We start from the raw sequence: 18,026 nt of genomic DNA on the forward strand, positions 1-18,026 counted from the left end.
AACCGGTCCCCAACCCACCCCGGGGGGGCCCGCCGGCTCTTTGCGCCCCAGCCCGCGGGGGCCCATGGTGGGGGGGGCCGGCGCCCCCCCCCGCCCCCCGCGGGGGGGGGGCCCCCGCCCGGGCCCCCCCACCTCGGCTCTCCGCAGGCCAATCGTCCCATGTGTGGCACCGATAGATCAGATGTATCGGTCATCTTTGCCGGAATCCATCGAGGAAAACGGTCATAACTCTGGACAAGCACCCGACCTTTGAGACTTAATCCGTCCCATGTCATGGCGGCGACACACGTCTCATGGAGAGGTGAATCCCTTGTCCCACTGTCCTTCAGGCGGCGGCCGGCCGGTCACCCGGTGGCCGACCGCGCTCGCCGGACTGCTCGCCCTGGTCGGCGCCCTCGCCTCGGTGCTGCTGCCCGTCGCACCGGCCCGGGCGGCCGCGGGCCCGGTGACGTTCACCCCGGGAGCCGCCCGCACCGACCAGCACGGCAACGCGCTCCAGCTGCACGGCCTCGGCATCGTCAAGGTGGGGAGCACCTGGTACGGCTTCGGCGAGGACAAGACCGGCCAGACCTCGGCGAACACCTCGTTCCAGGACATCCCCTGCTACACCTCCGACGACCTCGGCAGCTGGACCCACCAGGGCGTGGCCCTGGCCAGGCAGGGCAGCGGTGACCTGGGGCCGAACCGGATCGTCGAGCGGCCGAAGGTCATCTACAACGCCTCGACCGCCACGTACGTGATGTACCTGCACATCGACAACGCCGACTACTCCGACGCGAAGGCCGGCGTGGCCACCAGCAGCACCCCCTGCGGCCCGTACGTCTACCGGGGCAGCTTCCGGCCGCTCGGCAACGTCAGCCGGGACCTGGGCCTGTTCCAGGAGCCCGACGGCACCGGCTACCTGCTGACCGAGGACCGCGACCACGGCGGTCTGCGGATCGACAGGCTCTCCGCCGACTACCTCTCGGTGGACAGCCCGGTCGCGCTCCTGGGCGGCGGCAGCATCGAGGCCCCGGCCATGGTGAAGGTGGGCGGCCTCTACTACCTGATGGGCTCCCACCTGTCGGGGTGGTACCTCAACGACAACGTCTACGCCACCGCGACGTCCCCGGCCGGACCGTGGTCGGCCTGGAAGGACGTGGCCGCCCCCGGCACCGACACCTACGGGAGCCAGACGGCCAACATCATCACCGTCCAGGGGACTTCGGGCAGCACGTACGTCTACGCGGGCGACCGCTGGGACACCGGCGACCTGGGCGGTTCCAGGCTGATCTGGCTCCCGTTGACCGTCCGGGGGACGACGCTGAACCTCGGCCAGTACCCCACCTGGTCCCTCGACACCGCCGCGGGCACCTGGTCGGCCGGCGGCGGAGTCCCCGCAGCCGGCACCTACACCCTCACCGGCCAGGCCAGTTCGATGCTGCTGGACGTCTCCGGCGCCTCCACCGCCACCGGGGGCCCGGTCATCCAGTGGCCGGCGACCGGCGGGGCCAACCAGAAGTGGCGGCTCACCCGGCTCGCGGACAACGTCTACACCCTGACCGGCGTCCACAGCGGCCTCTGCCTGGACGTCCCCGGCCACTCGGCCACCCCCGGCGCGCCCTTGCAGCAGTGGACCTGCAACGGCGGCGCCAACCAGCAGTTCGCGCTGGACCTCACCGGCAGCACCACCGGAAGCACGTACACGCTCGTCGGCATCGGCAGCGGCCTGGTCCTCGGCACCGGAGGCTCCACCACGCAGGGCGCGGCCGTGGACCAGGAGACCGCCGGCAGCGTGGGCGCCGCCGCCGAGAACTGGACCCTGACCCCCGCCTGACAGCCACTCACCCCCACCCATGTCCAGGGACGAACACACGTGAGGACGTATCCCGTGTCGGACTTCATCTCGCGCAGATCGGTTCTCGCCGGAATGGCGGCCATGACCGCCGCCGCCATCGGCTCCGCCGCCACGTCGACGCCCGCGTACGCCGCGGTCGCCGCCGATCCGCTACCGCTCCCGCCGCTGCGCATCCCGCAGGTCGACCTGGGCCTGGAGCAGCAGCCCGACGCCAAGCTCCAGTGGCTGCAGGACGCCAAGCTGGGCATGTTCATCCACTGGGGACCGTACGCGGGCCCGGCCAACGGCGAGTGGTACATGCACAGCGCCGCCGTCACCCCGGAGAACTACCGGAAGTACGTCACCGACGCGACTCCCCAGCAGTTCACCGCCGACGCCTACGACCCGGCGGCCTGGGCCCGGTTGGCGAAGGACTTCGGCGCGAAGTACGTGACGCTCACCACCCGCCACCACGACGGCTTCGCGCTGTGGCCGCTGAACCACCCCAACGCCTGGTCCTCCGGGCAGGCGCCGCTCCACCGCGACTTCGTGAAGGACTACGTCGCGGCGGTGCGGGCGGCCGGTCTGAAGGTCGGCCTCTACTACTCGCCGATCGACTGGCGCTACCCCGGCTACTACGACGTGACCGGCACCGACTGCGCGGCCAACCCCTGGAACTACACCACCGATCCGGCGCACAAGGAGAACGCCCGGATCATGAAGACCGAGGTGTACCAGTCGGTCAAGGAACTGGTCACCCAGTACGGCGTCATCGACGACCTGTGGTGGGACGGCGGCTGGATCGCGGAGCAGGGCACCGACGCGGCCGGCGCGTTCTTCTGGGAGCCCGGTCGGTTCCGCGATGCCGCCAACCAGTGGCAGGTGGACGCCGCCTACGGCGAGACGGACGCCGACGGCAGGCCGCTGGGCCTGATGGGCATGGTCCGCAAGCACCAGCCCGACATCGTCGCCACCTCGCGCTCCGGCTGGAAGGGCGACTACGACAGCGACGAGGGCCCGGGCGTCCCGACGGGGGCGATCCGCACCGGCCGGCTGGTCGAGAAGGTCTTCAGCGTCGGCGGCACCTGGGGCTACTCCGGCGACTCCGCCATGAGCTACGACACCGCGATGAACATCCTGGTCAACTGCTGGGTGCGGAACATGACCGTGATGGTCAACGTCGGCCCCGACCGGCACGGCACCGTCCCGGGCACCCAGGCCGCCCTGCTGCGCCGGATCGGCACCTTCATGAGCGCCTGCGGGCCGTCGGTCTACGGCACCCGCGGCGGCCCGTGGAACCCGGTCGACGGCCAGTACGGCTTCACGTCCAAGGACGACACCTTCTACGTCCACCTGCTCCCCGGCTACAACGGCACCTCCTTCACCACCCCGGCGATCGGCGACGCCCAGGTCACCCGGGTCTTCGACGTCCGGTCCGGCGGCAATCTCGCCTTCACCGTCGGCGCCGACCGCAAGGTCACCGTCACCGGCATCGACCGCACCACCCACCCCCAGGACAGCGTCATCGGCGTCGTCCTCGACCGGAGCGTGCAGCCGGGCGACGTCGCCGCCGGCCGGACCGCGACCGCCGACAGCGAGGAGAGCTCCAGGGGCAACACCGCGGCCAAGGCGGTCGACGGGTCCACCGCCACCCGCTGGTGCGCGAACGACGGCGCCACCGGCCACTGGCTGACGGTCGACCTCGGCTCGACCCGCTCGCTGACCGGCACCCGGATCGCGTGGGAGCTCGACAACGTCAACTACCGCTACACGATCGAGGGTTCCACCGACAACAGCGCCTGGACCACGCTGGCCGACCGCACCGCGACGACCAGCACCAGCCAGGTCCAGACCGCCCGGTTCCGCACCCAGGCGCGGTACGTGCGGGTCACCGTCACGGGGCTGCCGACCAACGTCTACGCGTCCATCCGCACCCTGGAGGTCTACGACCGCCCCTTCGGCTCGGACCCGGGCACCGTCCGGCTGGTCAACCGCAACAGCGGCAAGGTGCTGGACGTCAGCGGCGGCTCCACCTCCGACGGTGCCCTCGTCGTCCAGTCGACCTGGAACGCCGGCACCAGCCAGCAGTGGAAGCTGCTGCCCGACTCCGACGGGTCCTACCGGCTGGCCAACGTGAGGAGCGGCAAGGTCCTCGACAGCCCCGGCAACTCCGCCCAGGGCGCGAACCTCGACCAGTGGACCGGCGACAGCGGCGACAACCAGTCGTGGCAGCTCGCCCCCTCCGCGGTCGGCGGCTACTACCGGCTGGTGAACGTGCGCAACGGCTGGTGCGCCGACGTGGCGAACGCCTCGACCGCCGAGGGCGCCGACGTCATCCAGTGGCCCACCACCGGCGGCGCCAACCAGGACTGGCAGATCGTCGCCCTCTGACGGACGCCGCCCGGGGCCGGACGCCGCAGCCGGAGGCGGCCGCGCTGGGCCGGGACCGCCCGCCGGTCCCGGCCCGGCACGGTCCATCCCGGCCCGGCGTGGACAGCGGCAGAGAGTTACTTGACAGGTTCAACTATTCAGTCTTACCGTTTCATCATTACTTAATGGGATGAACCATCGAGTGAGTCAACACTTCTTGCGAGGAGCACCACCCATGAAGGCCATCACCTACCGCAGCTACGGCGGACCGGACGTCCTGGAGTACGGGGACGTGCCCGAGCCCAAGCTCGGCCCGGACTCCGTCCTGGTCCGTGTGGCGGCGGCGTCGGTCAACCCGGTCGACTGGAAGATCCAGGCCGGTTACCTCGACGGCGCGATGGACGTGGTCTTCCCCGTGATCCCGGGCTGGGACGTCGCGGGTGTCGTGGAGCAGGTCGGCGTCGGAGTCACCGAGTTCACCCCGGGCGACGAGGTGATCGGCTACGTCCGCGAGGACATGGTGCGCCGCGGCACCTTCGCCGAGTACGTCGCCGCGCCCGTGCGCACCCTCGCCCGCAAGCCCGCCAACCTGGACTTCGCCCAGGCCGCCGGCCTGCCGCTGGCGGGCCTCACCGCCTACCAGGCGCTGACCCGCGCCCTGGAGGTCAAGCCGGGCGAGACCGTGCTGGTCCACGCGGCCGCCGGCGGGGTCGGCTCACTCGCCGTCCAGATCGCCGTCGCCCTCGGCGCCCGGGTGATCGGCACCGCCAGCGACCGCAACCACGACTACCTGCGCGGTCTCGGCGCCGAGCCGGTGGCGTACGGCGACGGCCTGTCCGACCGCGTCCGCGTGCTGGCGCCGGAGGGCGTCGACGCCGTACTCGACCTGGTCGGCGGCGAAGCCCTCCAGGTCTCGCCGGAGCTGCTCGCCGAAGGCGGCCGCCTCGCCTCCGTCGCGGACGGTGCCGTCCTCGCCCTCGGCGGGCGCTACGTGTTCGTGCGCCCCGACGCGGCCGACCTCACCGCCCTGACCGACCTCGCCGAGAGCGGCCGGCTCACCGTCGAGGTCGCGGCGACGTTCCCCCTGGAGCGGGCCGCCGACGCCCAGCGCCTCAACGCCGCTGGCCACACCCGCGGCAAGATCGTCGTCACCATCCCCTGACCCTCCGCCCGGCCCCCTCGCCAGGACCGTCCCGCACCACCCGGAAGGACCCCGCCGTGTCCCTCGTCGTGATCACCGACTGGCTCGCCGACACCGGCGCCGAGCAGCACGTCGCCGATCTGCTCCCCGCCGTCACCGAGGCCGCGCTCACCGAGCCCGGCGTGCTCTCCTTCCGGGTGGTCCGCTCCCTGCGGGACCAGGGCGCCTTCGTCGTCTTCGCCGAGTACGAGGACGAGAACGCCCTGGCCGCGCACCGCGACAGCCTGCCCTACCAGCGACTGGTCCTCGCCGGTATCACCCCGCACCTCATCGACCGCCAGGCGGAGGCCTACGCCCTCGTCTGACCCGAACCGCCGGCCCGCGGCGTACCGGCTCGTCGGCGCCCGAGCCCGTCGGGCCACTCGGTCGGCCCGGCCGGCCGGTGCGGGAGCGGCGGAGGGCGTCGGCGTGGTCGGCGGTCCACAGGGCGGAGGTGTGTGCCGGAGCGCCGGCGGCGCGTCCGCCCCGGTCGTCGGCCGTCGGTCAGGGCCGGATGTTCTCCAGGTCCTCCAGGAGTCCGGGGTGCTTCGGCTCCCAGCCGTGGGCCTGCCGGGTGCGGGTGCTGGAGGAGGGCTGGTCGGCCCGGAAGATCGGGCCGAGCGGGCCGTAGGTCTCCTCCGGCACCGACGCGACCGGCAGGCCCAGCCGTCGGCCGATGACGGCCGCGATGTCCCGTACCTCGTCCCCCTCGTCGGCCACGGCGTGCCAGGCGGTACCGGCCTCCGCCCGCTCCAGGGCGAGCCGGAAGAGGACGGCCGCGTCGAGCGCGTGGACGGCGGGCCAGCGCTGCGTGCCGTCGCCGGGGTAGCCGGAGATCCCGCTCCGGCGTGCGATGTCGGTCAGCAGGCCGGCGAACCCGCCCGTGCCCTCGTGGTGAACCGTGCGCGGCAGCCGTACCGCCGTGCTCCGGACCCCGCGCGAGGCCAGGCCCAGGACCGCCGTGACCGTGCGACCGCGGCCGCCGACCGGCCCGTCGGCCGGCACCGGATCGGCCTCGGTGGAGGCGCGGCCCGGAATCCAGGGCGTACCCGAGACGGTGACCAGGGGGCGGCCGCTGCCGACGAGTTCCTCGCCGAGGGCGGTGAGGGCGGCGGTCTCCTCGGCGACGTTCCGGGCGAGGGCCTCGGGGCTGCTGAAGTCGTTGCCGAAGGCCAGGTGGATCACCCCGTCGGACCGGGCGGCCCCGGAGCGCAGGACGGCCAGATCGGCGAGGCCTCCCCGCAGCGGCTCGGCACCGGCCGCCTCGGCGGCCTGTGCGGAGGCGTCGGAGCGGGCGAGCGCGAGGACGGTGTGGCCCTTGCCGAGGAGTTCGGCGACGACGGCGGAACCGATCAGACCGGTGCCGCCGGTGACGAAGACGCGCATGGAAACCCTCCACGAAGTGATGGGACTCTTGTCCCATCACCGTAGCAGAGTGATGGGACAAGAGTCCCATCACATATGCTGAGCCCATGAGTCGATGGGAACCGGGCGCGCGTGAACGCCTCGTCGTGGCGGCGGTCGACCTGTTCACGGAGCAGGGGTACGACGCCACGACGGTCGCCCAGATCGCCGAGCGCGCCGGCGTCACCAAGAGCACCTTCTTCCGGCACTTCCCCGACAAGCGCGAGCTGCTGGTCGCCGGTCAGGAGACGCTGAGCCGGCTGCTGGCCGAGGGCATCGCCGACGCGCCCGGCGACGCCCGCCCGCTCGAGGCGGTCGCCGCCGGTCTCGAACGCGCCTCGGCCGCGATGGGCCCCGGCAGTCGCGAGCTCGCCCCCCGTCTGAAGGCGGCCGTCGCCGCCAGCGCCGAGCTCCAAGAGCGCGACGCCCTCAAGACCGTCGGTCTCGCGGCCGCGATGACGACCGCTCTGATCGCCCGCGGCGTCCCCGATCCCACGGCGGCTCTCGCGGGCGAGCTGGGCGTCCTGGCTTTCAAACGGGGGTACGCCGCGTGGGCCGAGGACGACCGCGGCGCCGAGGACGGGCTCGCCGGGTACACCCTGGCGGCCCTGGACGAACTGCGTGCCGCGAGCGCGTCGCTGGGCTGACCCGACGAGCACCGGCCGGCGCACCCGCCGGTTCAGCCCCGGGGGGATGCGGGGGCGGCGAGGGAGTCGAGCCAGGCGGTCAGCAGACGGTTGACCTCCTCGGGACGCTCCTGCTGGACCCAGTGCCCGCAGCCGTCCAGGATGTGGCTGGAGGCCAGGCCCGGGAGGGTGGCCGGGAAGGCGTCGATCGCGTCGGCCATCCACCTCGTGGAAGCGTCCAGGGCGCCGCCGATGAACAGGGACGGCTGGGCGATGGGGGCTCCGCCGTACGGGGCGAGGTCCTCCCAGTCGCGGTCCATGCAGCGGTAACGGTTGAGCGCCCCGGTCACGCCGGTGCGCTCGAACTCCCCGGCGTACACGTCGAGGTCGTCCTCGGTCAGCCAGGCGGGCAGCTCGCCACGGGGGAAGCGGTCGCGCAGCCGGCCGTCGGCGCGGCTCACGAAGTGCGGGTCGGGTTCACCGTGGGCGGGCATGGTGTCGCCGGACATGGCCGCGTAGAAGCCCGCGAGCCAACCCCGGACGTCGGGCTCCACCTCTGCTTCGGCCCGGCCGGGCTCCTGGAAGTACGAGACGTAGAACTCCTGGTCGCCGCCCATCCGCGCGAAGACGTCGGTGGGGCGGGGGCCGCCCGGCGGCGCGTAGGGGACGCTCAGCAGTGCGACGGCGCGGAAGACCTCGGGGTGGAGCAGGGCGGAGGTCGCCGCGATGCTCGCGCCCCAGTCGTGCCCGACCACCACCGCCCCCTCCTCGCCCAGGGCGCGCACCAGGGCGAGGTTGTCCTCGACCAGGTCGACCATCCGGTAGGCGTCCGCCGCGGCCGGCCTGGAGGAGCGGCCGTAGCCGCGCACATCGAGCGCCACGGCCCGGTACCCGGCCGCGGCGAGGGCCGGGAGCTGGTGGCGCCAGGAGTACCAGGACTCGGGGAAGCCGTGGACGAGCAGGACCAGCGGTCCGGTGCCCTGCTCGACCAGGTGCAGGCGCCCCGCGGGTGCCTCGACGGTACGGTGGCGCAGGTCGGCGGACGGTGCGGGCTGGTGCATCGCTTCTCCTCGGTTCACGGGCGGCTGCGGTCACCGCCGATCATGCGGCGCGGCGACCGCGCGACGCGAACACCGTTGCCATTCTGGCAAACTGGCAGGACAGGGCGGTGCCGGGACGGCGGCGGCGGCACGGGGCCGCAGGGAGTGGGGCGACGGTGACGGACGACGGCACAGCCGACACGCTGGCGGCCATGGGCCCCCGGCTGCGGACCGCGCGCGAGCGGCTCGGCGCCACGCTCACCGGCGTCAGCCGCGCGACCGGCATCTCGCCGAGCACGCTGTCACGGATCGAGACCGGGCGGCGCAAGCCGACCCTGGAGGTGCTGCTGCAGCTCGCGAAGGCGTACGACGTCTCCCTCGACGAGCTGGCCGGCACCGCACCCGCCGCGACGGCCGGACGGCGCACCCCGGTGCCGCGGCGTTCCGGCGGTGACAAGGCGGTGCTCCCGCTGACCCGCTACGTCGGGGGCCTGCACGCCCACAAGCACGTCCTGCCCGCCGTCGACGCCCCGCCGGCGCGGCCGCGGCAGGTCTCCCACGACGGCTACGAATGGCTGTGCGTCCTGTACGGGCGGCTGTGGCTGGCGCTCGGCGAGCAGGACCTCGTACTGAGCGCCGGGGACGTGGCCGAGTTCGACACCCGCACCGCCCACGGAGTCGCGAACGCCGGACCCGGCGGACCGGTCGAATACCTGATCATGTTCGGGCCGCAGGGCGAGCGCCTGCGATCCCGCACCCCACCCCCTGCCCGCCGAGCCCGGGAGACGTGGTGATCCGCCGGTCCTGACGCGAACGGCGCCGACCTGTTTCGTCGGCGCCGTCGACCCGGGTCCCGGGGGGCTCGCGAGCGCGGAGTGGTCCCGTGGGGGACACGCCGTAGTGCTCGGTGGGTCAGGGGTTGGTTGCGAGGGCGGCGGCGAGGGCGTCAGCCGTGCGGAGGGTGAGGGCGGCGACGGTGAGGGTGGGGTTGGCGGTGCCGCCGGTGGGGAAGACGGAGGAGCCGACGATCCAGATGCCGGGGTGGTCGTGGGAGTTGCCCCAGGCGTCGACCACGGCCGTGGCCTTGTCGGCGCCCATGCGCATGGTGCCCATGAGGTGGCCGGCGCCGTTGTACTTGAGGGTCGGCTGGAGGGGGTCGATCCGGGTGGCGCCGGCGGTGTCCTCCAGGTGCTGCCACATCCGGCGGGTGACGCTGTGACCGTAGGCGAGGGCGCGCTTGGAGTAGTCGTCGAGCTTGTAGGCGATCTTCGGGTGGGGGATGCCGAGGGCGTCCGTCTTGTCGGAGAGCGTGACGCGGTTGTCCGGGCTGGGGAGCTGCTCGGTGGAGATGCCGATCCGCAGCATCCGGGTGACCTTGTCGGCGACGGCCTGCTGCAGCGGCTTGCCGAGGAGTTTCACCTTCTTGCCGGTGTCGTCCCACAGGAAGCCCTGCAGGGTCTTCTCGGGCGAACCGCTGCGCCCCCAGCCGTCGTTGCCGATGGTCATCCGGAAGGCGGCGTTGTTCCTGCGGAAGTCGCCGTCGCGGAAGGAGTCGATACCGAGTGCGGACTGCGGCCCGCGGAAGGGGTAGACCGGCTGGCCGAACAGGCCGACCATCTCGGCGGAATGGTGGTCCATGAGGTTGCGGCCGACCTGGTCGCTGCTGTTGCCGAGGCCGGAGAGCAGCCAGAGCTTGGGCGTCTCGATGGCGTTGAGGGCCAGGACCACGTGTCTGGCGGTGAGTTGCCGTTCGGCGCGGTCGGCGGTGGTCCAGTCGCGGAAGAACACCGTGTACGGCCCGCCGGCGCCGGCCGGCGGGGCGATGCGGGTGGCCACGCTCGCGGTGAGCATGCCGACGCCGAATTCGTCGCGGGCCTTGGTGACGTGGACGGACGCGTCGTACTTGGCGCCGGTGGGACAGATGGGGATGCAGCTGGAGTTGCCCTGGCAGGCGCTGCGGCCCTGGTAGGGGTGGGAGTTGCGGGCCTGCGGGGTGGTGACGATCTTCACCGGGATGCCGTCGATCGGCTTGATCGTGGACAGCGCGGCGCGGGCGAGCTCGTCGCCGTAGCTGGGGGCCATGCCGGGCATCGGGTAGTCGCCGCTGCGCGGGGTGATGCCGACCCACTCGCTGCCGTTGCCGGAGACGCCGAGTTCGTTCTCGGCCTCCATGTAGTAGGGCTCCAGGTCGTCGTAGCTCATCGGCCAGTCGACGCCGACGCCGTACTTCGTCTTGAGCTGGAAGTCGTTGGGGACGAAGCGGGGCGTGTTGCCGCGCCAGACCCAGGTGCTGCCGCCGATCATCCGTTGGAAACCGCTGGCGAACACGTCCAGTCTGACGTCCTCGTCGTAGTACTGGTTCATCACGGTGAAGTCCGGGACGCCGTCCGAGGAGGGGGCGAACTTCTCCTTGTTGTTGGGCAGTTCGGCGTACGGGGAGGGGACGGACTTGCCGGCGGAGATCTGGTAGGTGTCCACGAAGGCGGCGCGCTGGGCCGGATCGGTGGCGTTGTTCCCCGCCTCCAGGATCAGGATGCGGGTGTCGGGCCTGGTGGCCTTGAGGCGGCAGGCGGTGAGGGCGCCGGCCACGCCGGCGCCGACGATCACCACGTCGAAGGGGGTGGTCGGGTCCACGGAGTCGTTCACGGGGTGGTCTCCTCGGCTCAGGGGTGCTGGGTCCAGTAGCCGTAGCCGCTGGCGGCCGGGGGCACGGGGGCGGTGGCGAGCGGGTGCGCCCTGATGACCTCCCAGATCAGGCCCGCCTGGTACTGCTGCGGGGTCGCGGGCGCGTCGGGCGTCTCGTCGGGCTTGAGGAACTGCGCGGTGTACCAGGCCGTGACGGTCTCCCGGGTGAGCCGGGCCAGTCTGGGGTCGGTGTTGACGGCCGTGGTCAGTGCGCCGAGCGGGTCACCCTGGGTGACGGCGGCCCGGTAGGCGGCGAGCAGGGCCGGGAGGTCCTGCGGGTAGGCGGCGGAGAGTCGGCCCCGGTAGGCCTCGGCGAGCTGTTCGTCCAAGCCCGTTTCCCCGGTGAGGAGTTCGGACAGGGCGAGGAAGTCGGTGGCATCGGTCATGGTGGTGGGCTCCTCAGCCTTCGGCGTGGACGATGTCCTCGGGCTGGTGGGTCATCCGGACGGCGCTCCGGTCGGGTCGGCGGGGACGAAGTCGACGGGGCCTCCGTCGGGCTCGGAGCCGATGATCTTGTACGAGCCGGACCAGCAGCATGGTCATGGCAGCCCCTTGGGGTGGAGGGCGGAGCCGCCTGTGCGGTCGGTCGGCGAGGTGTGACCTCCGGCGATGCCGTCGTCACAGTCGGCTGAGGCGCCGCTACTGTACGTTCGTGCTCGACCGGCTTCAATCACCGACGGTGGCGAGCCGCCGGTGATCGGCCGCCTGCGGGGACGCGCGGCGCCGCTGGATCGGGATCGCCGCGCGGTCCGGCTGCGCCCGCGGACGGCGATGACCGGCACACCGGCGCCAGGGCGGAGGCGGTGCCCTCGGTGGTGTTCTCGAACGCCAAGCGCCGGTCGGGGGCCGTGGCCGGCGCCGGCGTCGACGTCTTCGCCGCCCATGGCACCGCGACCCTCGACCGCAGGCAGGCGTGGCAGCTGGGTTCCCTGGGGAAGTGGCGCTCCCGGTCAGGCCTTTCGGGGCCCGAGCCGGCGGGGCCCGGAAGGCGTCTCCGCGACCGGTCAAGACTGGGTAGCGGCCTCGCCGACTTCTTGTCCGCTGAATCGGTAGCGTTGACACTCCGCTCCAGGGCGAAACGGCGACGCCGCCTCCGGTTCGCCGCCTCCGCGATTCAGTGCGCGACGAGGACCCGGACGTCCCAGGCGCCGAGGGGGAGCGGTTCGCCGGCCGTGACGGCGGTGCCGTTCAGGACGTCGGTCAGCGCCACGGGTGCCGGCACCTCCACGGGCTGCCAGTTCCAGTTGTGGACCACGTGGACGCGGCGTCCGTCCGGGGAGGTCCCGGTGGTCGCGGTGACGGAGGCGGGCAGGTCGCGCCAGCCGCTCGCGGGGTCCGGGGTCAGCCAGGCGGCCAGCTCCCGGGCGAGGTCACGGCCGGGAACGGTGCCGACGCAGGTCACCCGTCCCGCGCCGTGGCGGCGGGTGGTGACGGCGGGCCAGCGGCCGAAGTGGGGGTGCTCGTACCCGGCGAGCACGGTGGCGTCGGTGACCGTGAGGCCCTCGATCCAGCGGGTCGCGGTGGCGCCCGGCGGCAGGTCCAGCGGGCTGCCGGGGGCGGAGCGCACCGGGAGGTCCGCGGGCAGGTTGCTGAACTCGTCGTACCAGAGGCCTGCGGCGGTCGTCAGGCGCGGCGGGGCGGTCTCGTGCCGGGCCCGGGCCTCGTGGTCGGCGTAGCCGGTGCGGGGGCCGAGGACGAGGTGGCCGCCGGCCTCGGCGTAGGCGGCGAGCCAGTCGAGCAGGGAGTCCTCGGCGAGGTAGAGGCCGGGGACGACCAGTACGGGGTGGCGCCCGGCGGCCTCGTCGGGTGCCAGACCCGCGCGCTCGCCCCCGGTGTCGTGGAGCCGGCGGGCGTGCAGGATGCGCACCTGGCGGCCGGCCTCGAAGGCGCCGCGGTAGAAGGCGTCGAAGATGCGGTGGTAGGAGGTCGGGTCCGGATCGCCGTTCGGCTTCGCCAGCGGCGGGTACTTCTGCATCAGCCACTTGCTGGGCATCGAGTAGACCATCGTGAGGTCGGCGTCCGGGGCGATCCCGGCGACCAGCGAGCCGGCGGTCTCGAACTCGGCTCCGAGCCGCGCGAGTTCGGCGTAGACCCGGCCGGGCCTGCCGCTGTGCGGCAGGATCCCGCCCCAGTACGTCTCGGCGCCGAAGTGCAGGGTGTGCCAGTGCCAGTACTCGATCATCCGCGCACCGCGCGAGACGAGCGCCCAGGCGGCCTGCCGCCACTGCCCGTCGAAGGCGGGCCGGTTCTCCGAAGTTCCGCTGATGGCCTGGGCGTTGGTCTCGGTGACGAGGAACGGCTCCTGGCGCGAGGAGAAGATCCGGTCGGCGCTCTGGTACAGCGCCCACACGCCGGTGGTCTTCCACCACTGCTCGTGGTCGTCGGGCGTGGGGTCGGGCAAGGTGAGGGCGTCCTGCATGTCGTAGTACGGGTTGCCCGCGGTGACGTCGAGGGCGTCGGTGATCTCGTCGTCCTCCATGGCGGGGTGCTGGTAGGCGAGGCAGGTGGTGACGAACTGGTCGGGCCGGGCGTACTCGCGGGCGACGGCGGCCTGCCAGGCGATGAACTCGGTGGTCTGACGGGCCTGGAACGCCCGCCAGGCGACGTCGTACTGCGGCTGCTGGTTGCCGTCGGGCCGCCAGAGGTCGGCCCAGGTGGAGAGTCGGTGCGACCAGTAGACCAGTCCCCACTCGCGGTTGAGGGTCTCGACGTCGCCGTAGGTGTGGCGCAGGTGGTCGACGAAGCGCTGGAAGACGCCCTCGTTGAGGGGCAGGCGCAGGCCGGGCTCGTTGTCGACCTGGAAGCCGATGACGGCCGGGTGCGCGGCGTGGCGGTCGAGGATCGCCCGGGTGACGCGTTCGGCGTGGTGGCGGAAGGCGGGGTGGGAGAAGTCGGCCTCCTGGCGGGCGCCCCAGCCCATGGGCCGGCCCGTCTCCCGGTCGCCGGCGATCTCGGGGTACTGCCGGGCCAGCCACGATGGCACGGCGTAGGTGGGGGTGCCGAGGACGACGGCGATGCCGCGCTCCTGGGCGCCGTCCAGGACGGGGGTGAGCCAGTCGAGGTCGAAGCGGCCGTTCTCGGGCTCCCAGGTCGACCAGACGGACTCGCCGACCCGGATGACGGTGAACTTCGCCTCCGCCATCAGGTCGAGGTCTTCCTTGAGCCGCGGGTACGGCTGGTACTCGTGGTAGTAGGCGGCGCCGAACAGGACGCGCGGGGGCAGCGGGAACACGGGTGCACCTCGGGACGTGTGGGAACCCCGGCTGCCGGGGGAGGCAGCCGGGGCGGAACGGAGGGAGCGGGGTCAGGACGCGGTGCCGGTCACGGTGCCGCCGGACTTGGTGACGGTGTAGGTGAGGGTGTCGCCGGTCCAGAAGCGGAAGGTGAACGTCGCCGGGACGCCGTCCTTGAGGGACTTGACGTAGTCGGGCTTGAGGGTGGTGGTGTCGGCGCCGTAGTCGGCACGGAGGTTGTCGAACGACTGGTACGTGGTCCAGGAGGCGGGGCCGGCGGCGGTGCCGTCTGCGTAGGTGGACTGCACGTTGGCCATGAGCGCACCGTTGAACCGGGTGGGGATGGTGAGCCCGTCGAGCGTCCCGGTGGCGTCGGCCATGGTCGGCTTGTCGTAGGAGCGCACGAAGAGCTTCCACGGGACGCCGTCGGAGTAGCGGACTTCGAGGGTCGCGTTGATCCCGGCGGCGCGGTCCCCGGCCAACCGCGTGAGGGCGTCGGCGGTCAGGGTGAGCTTGTCGCCGTCGAGGGTGTAGTCGAGGAAGGGGATCAGCGGGCGGTCGCCCTGCCAGAGGCCGGCGAACCACTGGCCGTTGCGGTTGAGGGTGAGGGTCTGGGCGGCGATGGGACCGGACTTCGGCACGAAGAGGTTGTCGGTGGAGGCGGTGCCCGAGCGGGTCCGCCAGGAGGTCTGGATCAGGGCCTTCATCTCGGGGACCATCCACTGCATGGTGGAACGGTTCAGGAAGTCGTTGGCGGCGTCCCAGACGGCGGAGGTCATGCCGTTGCGCCGCGCCTCGTAGTTGACGTGCTCGAAGTACTTGAGCATCTCGCCGCGCTCGACCACGCCGGAGTAGGGCGAGGTGAGCAGGCCGTACTCGCCGAGGTAGACGGGGATGCCCTTGGCGACGAAGGTGTCGTGCACCCGGGCGAAGCCCTCGGTCAGGTCCGACTGCGCCTTGGCGTCGTACGTCGGGCCGTTCGCGATGTTCACGCTGAACGGGTACCAGCTGTAGTAGTGCACGGTGGCGACCAGGTTGCGGTCGTTCAGCGAGCTCATCGTGGTGGAGAGGTCGTCGAGCCAGTGCTGGGCGTTGTTGGTCTCCTCCGAGGGCAGGACGAGCAGGCGGTCCTTGTTCCTGCCGCCGGAGTCGCGGACGACGCGGTGGAACGAGGTGTTGAGTTCCCGCAGGTACTGGGTCTTCTGGGCGTCGGTCGCGTCGGAGAACTGCGGTTCGTTGATGCTCTCCATGAGCAGGGTGTGCGGCTCGTCCTTGAAGGTCGTGGCGATCTGCTGCCAGGTGGAGTCGAACCGCGCCATGATCGTGTCGTGGTCGGTCGACATCGCGGCGATCCACTTCCACGAGTCGTGGTGGACGTTGATCTCGACGTAGAGGCCGTCCGCGAGGGCGAGGTCGACCACCTGCTTGACCCGCTTCATCCACACCGGGTCGATGGTGTAGGGCGCGGTGTCGGACTGGTGGGGGTACCAGGTGACCGGGATGCGGACGCTGCGGAAGCCCTGGGCCTTGAGGCCGTCGAACGTCGCCTTGGTGGTGAGCGGGTTGCCCCAGGAGGTCTCGTCGGGGATGGCGTCGAGGGTGTTGCCGAGGTTCCAGCTGGGCTGCATCTGCGCCACCGCGGCCATCGGGTCGTGCGGGACCCGGGCGCCGGCGGCCTCGGCCGCCGACGGGGAACGGTCGGTGGGGGCGGCGACGGCGGTGCCGCCGCACAGGGCGCCGGTGGTGGCCAGGGCCACCACGAGGCCGGCCGTCCGGAGGAGCCGGCGGGTGCGCGGGCGTGCGGTCTGCGGTGCGTCGTTCACGGGATGTCCCTTCGGGTGAACGGGTGGGGGAGCCCGGCCGCCGGGGGGCCGGCGGCCTGGAAAGGGGGAGGGGCCGGCGTCAGGAGGCGGTGCCGGTGACGGTGTCACCGGTCCTGGTGACGGTGTAGGTGAGGGTGTCGCCGGTCCAGAAGCGGAAGGTGAGCGTCGCGGGGGCGCCGTCCTTGAGGGACGTGAGGAAGTCGGCCTTCACGGTGGTGGTGTCGGCGGTGTAGTCGGGGCCGAAGTCGCCGAAGGTCTGGTAGGTGGTCCAGGAGGCGGGGCCGGCGGCGGTGCCGTCGGCGTAGGTGGACTGCACGTTGGCCATCAGGGAGCCGTTGAACCGGGTGGGGATGACCAGCGCGTCAGTGGTTCCGGTGGCGTCGGACATGACGGGCTTGTCGTAGGAGCGGATGTCGAGCTGCCAGGGAGCGCCGCCGGAGTAGCGGACTTCGAGGGTGGTGTTGATGCCGGCGGCGCGGTCGCGGGCGAGGCGGGTGAGGGCGTCGGCGGTGAGGGTGAGCGTGTCGCCGTCGACGGTGTAGTCGATGTCCTGGATGAGGGGGAGCTCACCCTGCCAGAGGCCGGCGAACCACTGGCCGTTGCGGTTGAGGGTGATGCTCTGCGCGGTGATGGGCCCGGACCGCGGCACGAAGAGGTTGTCGGTGGAGGCGGTGCCGGAGCGGGTGGTCCAGGACGCCTTGATCAGGTTCATCAGGGACCGGTCCCGCCACTGGAGGGTGGTGCGGTCCAGGTAGTTGGCGTCGTCCCAGAGCGCCGTGGTGAATCCGTTGGCCCGGGCCGCATAGCTGACGTGCTCGTAGTACTTGAGCATCTCGCCGTATTCGACGGTGCCGGAGTTGGGTTCGCTGAGCAGGCCGTACTCGCCGACGTAGACGGGGATGCCCTTCTTGACGAAGGTGTCGTGCACCCGGGCGAAGCCCTCGGTGAGGTCCTTCTGGCTGGTGGCGTCGTAGGTGGTCCCGTCGGCGATGTTCACGCTGAACGGGTACCAGCTGTAGTAGTGCACGGTGGCGACCAGGTTGCGGTCGTGCAGCGAGCTCATCGTGGTGGAGAGGTCGTCCAGCCAGTGCTGGGCGTTGTTGGTCTCCTCCGAGGGCAGGACGAGCAGGCGGTCCTTGTTCCTGCCGCCGGAGTCGCGCACGATGCGGTGGAACGAGGTGTTGAGTTCCCGCAGGTACTGGGTCTTCTGGGCGTCGGTCGCGGCGTCGAACTGCGGCTCGTTGATGCTCTCCATGAGCAGCGTGCGGGGCTCGTCCTTGAAGACGGTGGCGATCTGCTGCCAGGTGGAGTCGAACCGGGCCATGATGGTGTCGTGGTCGGTGGACATGTACTTGATCCACTGCCAGGAGTCGTGGTGGACGTTGATCTCGACGTAGAGGCCGTCCGCGAGGGCGAGGTCGACCACCTGCTTCACCCGCTTCATCCACACCGGGTCGATGGTGTACGGGGCGGTGGCGGACTGGTGCTGGGACCAGGTGACGGGGATGCGGACGCTGCGGAAGCCCTCGGACCTGAGGTGGTCGAACAGTGCCTTGGTGGTGAGCGGGTTGCCCCAGGAGGTCTCGTCGGGGATGGCGTCGAGGGTGTTGCCGAGGTTCCAGCTGGGCTGCATCTGCGCCACCGCGGCCATCGGGTCGTGCGGGACCCTGCGCCCGGCGGCCTCGGCTGCCGACGGGGCCTTGTCGGCGGGGGCGGCGACGGCGGTGCCGCCGCACAGGGCGCCGGTGGTGGCCAGGGCCACCACGAGCCCGGCCGTCCGGTGGAGCCTGCGGGCGGACTGTCGTGCGTCGTTCACGGGATGTCCCTTCGGGTGAACGGGCGGGAACCC

12 protein-coding genes and 1 pseudogene are annotated in these 18,026 nt (G+C 72.0%); 6 read left to right on the forward strand and 7 right to left on the reverse strand.

Translation table 11 applies throughout. The features are described from left to right. Nucleotides 1–310 precede the first annotated feature (310 nt). The 4 genes from ACIRD3_RS19545 (at nucleotide 311) to ACIRD3_RS19560 (ending at nucleotide 5,692) form a co-directional block, all read left to right on the forward strand. The gene (locus ACIRD3_RS19545) at nucleotides 311–1,816 is read left to right on the forward strand and encodes an RICIN domain-containing protein (RefSeq protein ID WP_402217970.1); all 1,506 of its coding nucleotides are present in this window, start codon (nucleotides 311–313) and stop codon (nucleotides 1,814–1,816) included. 102 nt (nucleotides 1,817–1,918) lie between these two features. Continuing rightward, nucleotides 1,919–4,207 (forward strand): alpha-L-fucosidase, encoded by a 2,289-nt coding sequence (locus ACIRD3_RS19550; protein ID WP_402217972.1) that lies wholly within the window; start codon nucleotides 1,919–1,921, stop codon nucleotides 4,205–4,207. 214 nt (nucleotides 4,208–4,421) lie between these two features. After that, complete coding sequence (locus ACIRD3_RS19555; RefSeq protein WP_402217973.1) at nucleotides 4,422–5,348, forward strand: NADP-dependent oxidoreductase; 927 nt, start codon at nucleotides 4,422–4,424, stop codon at nucleotides 5,346–5,348. Between the two features lie 56 nt (nucleotides 5,349–5,404). Further along, a complete protein-coding gene (locus ACIRD3_RS19560) occupies nucleotides 5,405–5,692 on the forward strand; it encodes an antibiotic biosynthesis monooxygenase family protein (protein WP_402217975.1) in 288 nt (95 codons plus the stop codon). A 178-nt stretch (nucleotides 5,693–5,870) separates the two neighbouring features. Here the strand turns inward: ACIRD3_RS19560 and ACIRD3_RS19565 are convergent, their stop codons facing one another. Then, nucleotides 5,871–6,752, reverse strand: coding sequence for an SDR family oxidoreductase (locus ACIRD3_RS19565; protein ID WP_402217976.1), 882 nt, complete (start codon nucleotides 6,750–6,752; stop codon nucleotides 5,871–5,873). Between the two features lie 86 nt (nucleotides 6,753–6,838). On the opposite strand from ACIRD3_RS19565, the gene ACIRD3_RS19570 reads away from it, so the two are divergent. Beyond that, on the forward strand, nucleotides 6,839–7,417 hold the full coding sequence (locus ACIRD3_RS19570) for a TetR/AcrR family transcriptional regulator (RefSeq protein WP_402217978.1): 579 nt from the start codon (nucleotides 6,839–6,841) through the stop codon (nucleotides 7,415–7,417). 32 nt (nucleotides 7,418–7,449) lie between these two features. Here ACIRD3_RS19570 and ACIRD3_RS19575 read toward each other — a convergent pair whose 3' ends face one another. Continuing rightward, nucleotides 7,450–8,457 carry an alpha/beta fold hydrolase gene (locus ACIRD3_RS19575; RefSeq protein ID WP_402217979.1) on the reverse strand — a complete coding sequence of 336 codons (1,008 nt, stop codon included), beginning with the start codon at nucleotides 8,455–8,457 and terminating at the stop codon, nucleotides 7,450–7,452. 191 nt (nucleotides 8,458–8,648) lie between these two features. On the opposite strand from ACIRD3_RS19575, the gene ACIRD3_RS19580 reads away from it, so the two are divergent. Beyond that, complete coding sequence (locus ACIRD3_RS19580; protein WP_402218282.1) at nucleotides 8,649–9,230, forward strand: helix-turn-helix domain-containing protein; 582 nt, start codon at nucleotides 8,649–8,651, stop codon at nucleotides 9,228–9,230. Between the two features lie 118 nt (nucleotides 9,231–9,348). Here the strand turns inward: ACIRD3_RS19580 and ACIRD3_RS19585 are convergent, their stop codons facing one another. From ACIRD3_RS19585 to ACIRD3_RS19605, 5 genes and pseudogenes are all read right to left on the reverse strand, one after another. Next, the gene (locus ACIRD3_RS19585) at nucleotides 9,349–11,082 is read right to left on the reverse strand and encodes a GMC family oxidoreductase (RefSeq protein ID WP_402217981.1); all 1,734 of its coding nucleotides are present in this window, start codon (nucleotides 11,080–11,082) and stop codon (nucleotides 9,349–9,351) included. A 17-nt stretch (nucleotides 11,083–11,099) separates the two neighbouring features. Next, nucleotides 11,100–11,525 (reverse strand): annotated as a pseudogene (locus tag ACIRD3_RS19590) (sugar dehydrogenase complex small subunit); the annotation flags it as partial. A 710-nt stretch (nucleotides 11,526–12,235) separates the two neighbouring features. Beyond that, complete coding sequence (locus ACIRD3_RS19595; protein ID WP_402217982.1) at nucleotides 12,236–14,353, reverse strand: beta-galactosidase; 2,118 nt, start codon at nucleotides 14,351–14,353, stop codon at nucleotides 12,236–12,238. Nucleotides 14,354–14,425: 72 nt separating this feature from the next. Then, nucleotides 14,426–16,177, reverse strand: coding sequence for a cellulase family glycosylhydrolase (locus ACIRD3_RS19600; protein ID WP_402217984.1), 1,752 nt, complete (start codon nucleotides 16,175–16,177; stop codon nucleotides 14,426–14,428). 79 nt (nucleotides 16,178–16,256) lie between these two features. Next, nucleotides 16,257–17,993: a cellulase family glycosylhydrolase gene (locus tag ACIRD3_RS19605; RefSeq protein ID WP_402217987.1), complete on the reverse strand. Its 1,737-nt coding sequence runs from the start codon at nucleotides 17,991–17,993 to the stop codon at nucleotides 16,257–16,259. Between the last annotated feature and the right edge of the window lie 33 nt (nucleotides 17,994–18,026).

This window comes from Kitasatospora sp. NPDC093550, from assembly GCF_044764985.1.
In the GTDB taxonomy this organism is placed as follows: Bacteria; Actinomycetota; Actinomycetes; order Streptomycetales; family Streptomycetaceae; genus Kitasatospora.